This is a genomic window from Actinomycetota bacterium (assembly GCA_040754375.1).
Classification (GTDB): domain Bacteria; phylum Actinomycetota; class Acidimicrobiia; order Acidimicrobiales; family AC-14; genus JBFMCT01.
This window is the reverse complement of the sequence record JBFMCT010000086.1, coordinates 1-4,393: the sequence shown is the minus strand read 5'-3', so window position 1 is coordinate 4,393 and position 4,393 is coordinate 1. Positions and strand designations below refer to the sequence as shown.

Annotated in this window: 4 protein-coding genes; all 4 read left to right on the top strand. The window is 71.9% G+C overall.

The features are described 5' to 3' along the window. Positions 1-120 precede the first annotated feature (120 nt). Entirely contained in the window at positions 121-1,275 is a 1,155-nt protein-coding gene (locus AB1673_17470; protein ID MEW6155747.1) for a cofactor-independent phosphoglycerate mutase, read from the top strand. Between the two features lie 69 nt (positions 1,276-1,344). Then, positions 1,345-2,808: a 2,3-diphosphoglycerate synthetase gene (locus AB1673_17465; GenBank protein MEW6155746.1), complete on the top strand. Its 1,464-nt coding sequence runs from the start codon at positions 1,345-1,347 to the stop codon at positions 2,806-2,808. 58 nt (positions 2,809-2,866) lie between these two features. Next, positions 2,867-3,907, top strand: a complete 1,041-nt coding sequence (locus tag AB1673_17460) for a hypothetical protein (protein ID MEW6155745.1) — start codon at positions 2,867-2,869, stop codon at positions 3,905-3,907. After that, positions 3,904-4,393: hypothetical protein (locus AB1673_17455; protein ID MEW6155744.1), on the top strand; the 490-nt coding region annotated here is incomplete at its 3' end. The genes AB1673_17460 and AB1673_17455, both read left to right, overlap by 4 nt.

Genomic DNA, 4,393 nt, shown 5'->3' with positions numbered 1-4,393 from the left:
CCCCCACACCGGCGGGGTATTGGGGGGCGTTTCGCCCACGATTCCCGCGCAGGTTTGCATGGAGGGGGCGGGTTTGCGGGGGGCCCCGTCCGTATACCGCCGGCCTACGATGTCCGACCTATGAAGTACGTGGTGTGTGTGCCCGACGGGGCGGCCGACGAGCCCGTGGCCGCCCTCGGTGGCCGTACGCCCCTGGAGGCGGCGGCCATGCCCAACCTGGCGGCTCTGGCTGCCGGAGGCGAGGTCGGCCGGGCGGCCACCATCCCGGCCGGGTTCCCGCCCGGCAGTGACGTGGGCAACCTGTCCATCTTGGGCTACGACCCGGCCCGCTACCACACCGGGCGGGCCCCCATCGAAGCGGCCGCCATGGGGCTGCGGCTGGCCCCCGACCAGGTGGCCTACCGCTGCAACCTGGTGACGGTCGGGGCCGACGGCACCATGGTCGACTTCGCGGGCGGCCACCCGACGTCGGAGGCGGCCGCCGAGGTGATCGCCGCCCTCGACGCCGAGTTGGGCGGCGAGGGTGTGTCGTTCCACGCGGGCGTGCAGTACCGCCACATCCTCGTCGTCCCCCGCGACCTGGCCGACGCCGAGTGCACGCCGCCTCACGACCTCATCGGCCAGCAGGCCAAGTGGCCGACGGGCCCGGCCGCGCCCCGCCTCACAGAGCTGATGGAGGCGTCGCGCGCCATCGTGGGCCGCTCGGCCACCGACGCCAACCAGGTCTGGCTGTGGGGCCAGGGGCCCCAGCCCGAGCTGCCCTCGTTCCGGTCGGTCCACGGGCTGGAGGCCAAGCTGGTCTCGGCCGTCGACCTCGTGCGGGGCCTGGGGGTGCTGGCGGGCATCGAAGTCGTCCCCGTGGAGGGGGCCACCGGGTGGTACGACACCAACTACGAGGGCAAGCGCGACGCCGCCCTGGCCGCCCTGGCCGGCGGCACCGACCTGTTCCTCGTCCACGTCGAGGCCAGCGACGAGGCGGGCCACGCCGGCGACCTGGCGGCCAAGGTCGAAGCCTTGGAGAACTGGGACCGCCGCATAATCGGGCCCCTCGTGGAGGGACTGGACGCCATGGGCCCGTGGCGCCTCCTGCTGCTCCCTGACCACCCGACCTACCTCCGCACCCGTACCCACACGTCCGACCCCGTCCCTTACCTGCTCGTCGGTTCGGACCGTTCGGGCCCGGGAGGCACCTACTCCGAGGCCGCCACCGAGCGTCACTCCCCGGTGGCGGGCCACACCCTCATGTCGCGGCTGGTGACGGTCCCGCCTGCGTAGGGCCCCGGCGCGCAGTACACTGCTGTAGTTCCCTCGGGGTACCGGGGGCCGCGCCTGCGCCGTCCCTCGGTGCTCCGGTGCCGTACTTCCGCTTGCGAGGAGATCTACGTCGCGTTGCGGGCCCTCGTCCTCATCGACGGGCAGCACGTCCTAGCCGTCGTGCAAGCCACCATCGAACAACTGCCGGCCCGGTTCCCGGGCACGACCGCGGTGGCTGCCGCGCTCGTGGGGCCGGGCGAGAAGATGGACGGCCGGGCGGCTGCCGCCCTGAGCATCCCCGTCGTGACCGGCGTGGTGGCCGGTGACGGGACCGGCGACGGCGACGGGACAGGCGACATGAACGGGGGCCGGGCGGCGGCCGTCGCCACCGTGCTGTCGGCGATCGACACCTTTCGCCCCGATGTGGTCGTGGACCTCTCCGACGAACCTGTCCTCGACGCTCGGGCCCGCATGGGCCTGGCCGCCCACGTGCTGTTCCGGGGGCTGCCTTACGTCGGGGCCGACTTCCGGTTCGACCCGCCGCCCCGGCCGGTGGTGGCCACCAAACCGTCGGTGGCCGTCATCGGCGCGGGCAAGCGCACCGGCAAGACAGCCGTAGCCGCCCACATGGCCCGTCTCCTGGCCGCCGCCGGCCAGCCGCCGGTGATAGTGGCCATGGGCCGGGGCGGGCCCCCCGAGCCCGAGCTCGTCGACCCGGCCACCTTTGACCTCTCGGTCGAAGGACTGCTCGCCCTGGCCGGCCAGGGCCGCCACGCGGCCAGCGACCACCTCGAAGACGCCCTGATGGCGGGCGTAGCCACCGTGGGCACCCGCCGGTGCGGCGGTGGGCTGGCGGGGGCGCCCATGGGCTCGACGTACGCCGCCGGTGTGGAACTGGCCAACCTGCGCCCCGAACCCATGCTGGTGCTGGAAGGCAGCGGCACGGCCGTGCCCCCCGTCCACGCCGACGCCACCGTCTGTGTGGTGCCGGCCGATGCCGACCTCGAGCTGGTGACCGGCTATCTCGGTGCTTACCGCGTGTTGCTCAGCGACCTGATCGTGGTTACGATGTCAGAGCCAACGTTCGCCAGTTCGGGCGCGGGCGTCCTTGAAGAGGGCGTTCGGAGCGTGGCTCCTGGGGTACGGGTGGTCCACACGGTGTTCCGTCCATTTCCCCTCGAACCGATCTCCGGCCGTCGGGCTTTCTTCGTGACAACCGCAAGAGCTTCCGCCATCGACCTCATGGTGGAGCACCTCGAACGCGAGCACGGCGGAAAGGTCGTCGGCACCTCCCCGCACTTGGCCGACCGTCGCAGTCTGGCGGCCGACCTCGATGCGATGGCCGATGCCGACGTCCTGCTGGTCGAGCTCAAGGCGGCTGCGGTCGACCTCGCCGTGCCGGTCGCGCGTGAGCGGGGTATGGAGGTCGTGTTCTGCGACAACCGGCTGGTCCCGACCGGAGGTGACGGGACGTTTGACGAGGTGGCCTTGGCCACCGCCGAACTGGCTAGAGAGCGGTTCACCCTAAGAACGGAGAAGAGCCTCACCGCTTGAGCGGGAGGGGGTCGCCCAGAGCGACCGCCAGCCGCTGGAGCGGAGAGGGCGATGTCGAATGGCTGTAACCCAGCGACACGTGGTCATCACCGACCAGGACTACGAGCTGCCCTATTCCAAGGGCCTCATGGCATCGGAGATCATGGCGACCGGTCTGGCCCCGGCGCGGGCCTTCCACGTGGCCGAGGTCATCGAGCAACGGCTGCATGATGACGGGCGTTTCGCGATATCGCGCGACGACCTTCATGATCTGGCCCTGGCTGTTGTCCGCGAGGAAGTGGGCGACAAGTACGCCGAGCCGTTCTCGAAATGGCTGCGGGTGCTGCGGGTCGACCGCCCGCTGGTGATCCTGCTCGGTGGGGCCACCGGGGTGGGCAAGTCGACGATCTCCACCATGTTGGCCAGCCGCCTGGGCGTGACCCGGGTCGTCCCCACCGACGCCATCCGCGAAGTCATGCGGTCGATGCTGACGGCCGACCTCTTCCCCACCCTGCACACTTCGCTCTTCGAGGTCGGCGAGCTGGTGCGCACCCCCCTCCCCCGCAGCGCGGACCCCGCCATCATCGGGTTCCGGGAGCAGACGGCGGCCGTGACCGTGGGTATCGAGGCCCTCGTCCAGCGGGCCATCGTGGAAGGGACCGACCTGATTGTCGAGGGTGCCCACGTGGCGCCCGGGTTCATCAAGCTCGACCGGTTCGCCGGGAAGGCCTTGGCCGTACAGCTTGTTGTCACTGTCGACGAGGAGGAGACTCACCGGAGCCACTTCCTGCGCCGGGCGGCGGAGACCGGCAACCGTCCCCCCGAGCGTTACCTGGAGAACTTCGAGAGCATTCGCAAGCTGCAGCGCTACATCCGGTCTCTCGCCCTTCAGCACGGCGTCCCCATCGTCCCCTCGTACAACCTCGACGCCACCCTCTCCCAGGTCATCGACCTCGTGGTGGGCCAGGCCATCGACGCCGTGGAGGTTGCAGGCGGGGCCGGCGGCGGCGGAGAGCCGGCCCCCGGCCAGTCCCATCAGGTACACAACAACCGGCAAGCCCGGCCCCTCCCCACCTCCATGGTGGGCGGGGCGGCCTTCGGGCCAGGAGGAAAGTCATGAGCATGGCGCCCCAGGCGCTGGAACGCTCCGTGCTGGAACGCAAGGAGCGAGACGAGCTGGCGGCCATCGCCCAGGCGATGGGTGCGAAGCCATCATCCCGCGCGTCGAAGGCCACCTTGATCGACACGATCCTGCGCGAGGCGGGGATCGAGACGGCTCCCGAACGGCCCAAGCGGGCCCGCACCTCGAAAGCAGCCGGCAACGGGAGCGCCCAGGAGGCGTCCGACGCGGCCCAGCTCGAGCTCACCGGCGACGGCGAGGCCAAGGCCGGCAACGGTCGTGAGCAAGCCGCCGCCCCGGCCACCGATGGCCCGGCGGGCACCACCGACGCCGCCCCGCTGGTCGCGGGCGAGGACGGTGGGGCCGGGCGGGCCGTGAGGGAAGCCCCGGCCACCCCGGCCACCCCGGCCACCCCGGCCACCTCGGCCACCCCGGGTACCCCGGCCACCCCGTCTGGCGACGGGGCGCCCGAGGCGGCGGCGGCCA